The organism is Longimicrobiaceae bacterium (genome assembly GCA_035696245.1).
Taxonomy (GTDB): domain Bacteria; phylum Gemmatimonadota; class Gemmatimonadetes; order Longimicrobiales; family Longimicrobiaceae; genus DASRQW01.
This window is the reverse complement of the sequence record DASRQW010000323.1, coordinates 1-4,536: the sequence shown is the minus strand read 5'-3', so window position 1 is coordinate 4,536 and position 4,536 is coordinate 1. Positions and strand designations below refer to the sequence as shown.

Here is a 4,536-nt window from a genome sequence, read left to right as displayed (position 1 = left end):
AGGGGAGAACTGCTTGTGGGCGTGAGGCTTAGCGCCGTTGCTGGGGCATCGATGGGCGTCTCGCGGCAGTTGTCTCGCGGCTCGAATGATCGCTGCGGTCCGCGGCCACCCTCATCAGTGGCCTCCTGCTTCCGCAGACGGAGCCGTTCGCTCGGAGCCGAAATCGATGTAAACCTCGCTCCCGCCATGGAATAAGCTCCCCTCTCCCGCTTGCGGGGGAGGGGCTGGGGGAGGGGGCTCCCCTCCCAGCCACGCTCGATCCCCATCTTACCGCGGGTACATGCGGTACTTGTCGCGGATGGGCATCCACGCGGCCAGCTCCTGTGCCCAGCGGCGCTCGATCACGCGCGGGTCCTCGCCGCGGTCGAAGGCTTCGCGGGCCCAGTGCGAGCCGATCATCTGCGTGAAGCCCTCGTTCTCCACCTTCAGTTCAGTGGGGTGCAGGCGCTTGATCTCGCTCAGCAGCACCAGCGTGGTCCACCCCGGGCGGAAGCGGTCGCGGTCGGTCACGGTGAGGCGGAGCGCCCGCACGGCCTGGCCGCGGTAAGGCACGTCCGCGTTCGGGTCGCTGCTCGCGGGGAAGAAGCGCACGGTGTCCAGCCGCACGCCGGGCAGGTCGTACTTGCGCGTGGCGGCGAGGACGGCGGGCGCGTTCATCCACGGCGCGCCCAGGTACGAGAACGGCGCTTCCGTGCCGCGGCCCACGGTCAGGTTCGTCCCCTCCGCCAGCACCAGGCCGGAGTAGTTGAGCGCGGCGCCCAGCGAGCGGATGTTGGGCGACGGGTTGACCCACGGAAGGCCCGTGCGGTCGAACCACTCGCCGCCGCGCCAGTTCGCGGCGGGCACCACGTGCAGGTCGGCGCCGACGTGGTACTCGCCGTTCGCGTACTTCGCCACCTCGCCGCTCGTCATCCCGTGCCGCAGAGGCACGGGCAGGTAGCCGGTGATGGCCTGGCCCACGTGCTCGTCCTTGAGCTGCTGCTGCATCAGCGGCCCGTCCACGGCGGCGGTGATGGGGTTCGGGCGGTCGAGGACGACGAAGGGGATGTGCTGCGCGGCGGCGGCCTCCATCGCCATCACCATCGTCCACACGAAGGTGTACGGGCGGGCGCCGATGTCCTGGATGTCGAAGACCAGCACGTCCACGTCGCGCAGCATCTCCGGCGTGGGGCGCTGCACGCGGCTGTAGAGGGAGTAGACCGGCAGCCCCGTCTTCACGTCCTTGCCGTTGGCCACGATGGCGCCGCCCTCGCTCGTGCCGCGCAGGCCGTGCTCGGGCCCGAACAGCGCCACCAGCCGCACCCCCGGCGCCCGGTTCAGCACGTCGATGGCGCTCTCGCCGGTGCTGCTCACGGCGGACTGGTTGGTGATGAAGCCGATCCGCCTGCCGCGGACGAGCTGCATCGAGTCCCGCAGCAGCACCTCCAGGCCCGGTATCACCCGCCCGGCCTGCGCGGACGAAGCCGGGCCGCCGGCGTCTGCGGACGATGGCACGGGCCGCGGCAGGCTGTCGGTGCCGTCGGACGCATCGCGGTCCGGCTGCGGGGTGCGGCAGGCGCCCGCCAGCGAGGCGAGAACGGCCAGCAGCAGGGCGCCGCGGCGGCGGAGCGGGGACGGTTGGCGGCGCATGGGCATGGTCCGTACTTTGGGGTTCGCAGGCGGCCCGCGGCGCATGGCATGGTACACGCATGGGCGCGGTCCGCGGCGCGCGGCGGCGCCGGTCCGGGGCCGCCGTGCTGCGAAAGCCGGGCCAGGGCCGGCCCCGCGCGCCTCCGGCGGGGCGCCGCGAGGGCGGGGGAAAGCAACGCTCAAGGGGGAGGGCTGGTGTCCGAAACGTTCCGCCCGGCGCGGCGGGAAGAGGTGCCCGAGATCGCGCGCCTGGAAGCGCACAGCTTCCCGTCCACACAGCGCGGGCACGGCTGGTGGGAGGACTGGCTGATGAACGGCCCCCACGGCGGGCTGGAGGCGCTGTGGGTGGGCGAGGAGGCGGGGCGCCCCATCGCCGCCTGCCAGCTGCTGTGGATGCGGCAGTGGATCGGCGGCGTCACCATCCCCGTCATGGGCCTGGGCTCGGTCGCCATCGCGCCCACACACCGGCGCCGGGGGATGGCGGGCCGGCTGCTCACCGCCGGCTTCGAGCACGCCCGCGAGCGCGGCGACGTGGGGTCCGTCCTCTACCCCTTTCGTGCGTCGTTCTACGAGGACCTGGGCTACGGCCTGGCGGGCGAGGCGCACCAGTACCAGGTGCCGCCCGCGCTGCTGCCCGACGACCGCGAGGGCCGCAAGCGCGTGCGCTTGGTGACGACGGAGGCCGACGAGCGGGCGATGTTCGCCGTGTACACCGAGGGCGCCCGGCACCAGACTGGGCAGATGGACCGCAGCGAGCGCAACTGGAGCAAGGCGTGGGGCGGCGAGGACCAGGCCGCCGTCGTCTACTGGAGCGACAGCGGCGAGGCCGAGGGCTACTGCATCGTGCGCTACCGCGCCGACCTGCCGCTCACCGAGCGCTTCCTGGAGGTGGAGGAGCGCATGTGGCTCACGCTCGAGGCGCAGCGCGGCATCTACGGCTGGCTGTCTACCCTGGGCGACCAGTGGCGCGAGATCGTGTACCGCGCGCACCCCGAGGAGGGCTTCGGCGACCGGCTGCACGAGCCGCGGCTGCCGCTGCTGAGCGCGCCCGGCTGGGGCCTGTGGTTCCCCTCGGCCACGCTGCTGCGCGGGCCCATGTTCCGCCTGCTCGACGTGCCCGAGGCGCTGGCCCTTCGCCCCGTCTCGGCCGCCGTCGAGATCACGCTGGGGCTGGAGGTGGACGACGAGCAGATCCCGGAGAACCGCGGCGCGTGGCGCGTGCACATGGAGGGCGGGCGCTGCGAGGTGGAGCCGCTGCGGGGTGGCGCGGTGGATGCAACGCTCACGCTGCCGGTAGACACGCTGTCGCGCATCTACATCGGCGCCATCGCGCCCTGGCAGGCGGTGGCGGGCGGCCTGGCATCCATCGACAACCCCGGGGTGATGCAGGTGCTGGACGCGGCGCTCCACCTTCCCAAGCCGTGGACGTTCGACCGTTTCTGACCCGCGGGACCGGCGGCAACCCCGCCCGCGCGCGCCGTGACGGCGCCGGGCACACCCGAGCGAGGATGCGTATGAGGCTTTCCAGCGGAGCGGGACCCCGCGTGCTGGCGGCGGGCGCCGCGCTGCTCGCCCTGGCGGCGTGCGGCGGCGGCGGTGGCGACAAGGCCGGCGGCGCCGCGCCCGGAGCGGATGCGAACGGGCACTACAAGACCTTCGCGGGCGGCCCTCCCGGCGGCACGCTCATCGTCCTCGCCGACCGCGAGCCAGACGAGCTGAACCCGCTCACCTTCGACAGCAACCCGGCCTTTCAGGTGGTGCACCTGGTGTTCCGCGCGCTCGCCCGGCGCGACAGCACCCTCAGCGGCTACCAGCCGGACCTGCTCCAGTCGTGGGAGACGCGGCCGGACAGCACGCTCGTCCTCCACCTGCGCCCGGACGTGAAGTGGCACGACGGCGTGCCGGTGCGGGCTGAGGACGTGGTGTTCACCATCAACGCGCAGAAGGACCCCAAGGTCGCCTCGCCGCGCAAACCGGACCTGGACCCCGTCACCTCCGCCACCGCGCAGGACAGCCTCACGGTGCTGGTGCGGTTTAAGGAGATGGGTCCGTCCACCGTGAACGCGCTGCTGGAACTGGTGCCGGTGCCGAAGCACATCCTGGGCACGGCCGACCTGGCGCAGATGCGCTTCCACCCCTTCGGCCGCAAGCCGGTCGGCGACGGGCTGTTCCGCTTCGCCAGCTGGAATGCCGGGCAGCAGGTGGTAGTCGAGGCGAACCCCGACGCGCCGGAAGGCCGGCCGTCGCTGGACCGCGTGGTGCTGCGCATCATCCCCGACAACAACGCGGCCATGACCATGCTGCTGTCGGGCCAGGGCGACCTGCTGCGCGTGCCCAGCGACCAGCGGGCGCGGCTGCAGGGCAGCCAGGCGGTGAAGCTGTACCACGCCCCGCGCGTGCGGCCGGCATGGATCGCGTGGAACGTGAGCAAGCCGCCCGTCAACGACATCCGCGTGCGGCAGGCGCTGCTCATGGCGGTGGACCGCCCCGGCATCGTGAAGGGCCTGTTCGCGGGGGCGGGCGAGCCTGCGCTGACGCCGATTCCCGCCAGCCTGCGCGAGCACAGCCCGGACGTGCGTCCCATCCCGTTCGACCCGGCGGGCGCGGGGCGGCTGCTGGACGCGGCGGGGTGGCGCGACACCAACGGCGACGGCATCCGCGACCAGGGCGGGCGGCCGCTTCGCATCGAGGTGGACTACAGCTCCAGCGACCCCACGCGGCAGGACGTGCTGGTCGCCATGCAGGCGGCGTTGCGCAAGGTGGGCGTGGACCTCTCCGTCCACCCGTACGAGAGCACGGCGTGGGTGCAGCGCCTTCGCGAGCGGCAGTTCCAGGGCTCGTTCTGGGGGTGGGGCTGGGGACCGGGCGTGATGGGGCCCAACGCGCAGCAGCTCTTCGGGACCAAGT

General features: G+C 72.9%; 3 protein-coding genes. 2 read left to right on the top strand and 1 reads right to left on the bottom strand.

From position 1 onward, the window contains the following. Positions 1 to 267: 267 nt before the first annotated feature. Positions 268 to 1,629, bottom strand: a complete 1,362-nt coding sequence (locus VFE05_15070) for a DUF1343 domain-containing protein (protein ID HET6231393.1) — start codon at positions 1,627 to 1,629, stop codon at positions 268 to 270. Positions 1,630 to 1,824: 195 nt separating this feature from the next. On the opposite strand from VFE05_15070, the gene VFE05_15065 reads away from it, so the two are divergent. Continuing rightward, the gene (locus tag VFE05_15065) at positions 1,825 to 3,072 is read left to right on the top strand and encodes a GNAT family N-acetyltransferase (GenBank protein HET6231392.1); all 1,248 of its coding nucleotides are present in this window, start codon (positions 1,825 to 1,827) and stop codon (positions 3,070 to 3,072) included. A gap of 71 nt (positions 3,073 to 3,143) precedes the next feature. Then, a partial coding sequence (locus VFE05_15060) for an ABC transporter substrate-binding protein (GenBank protein ID HET6231391.1) occupies positions 3,144 to 4,536 on the top strand: 1,393 nt, incomplete at its 3' end.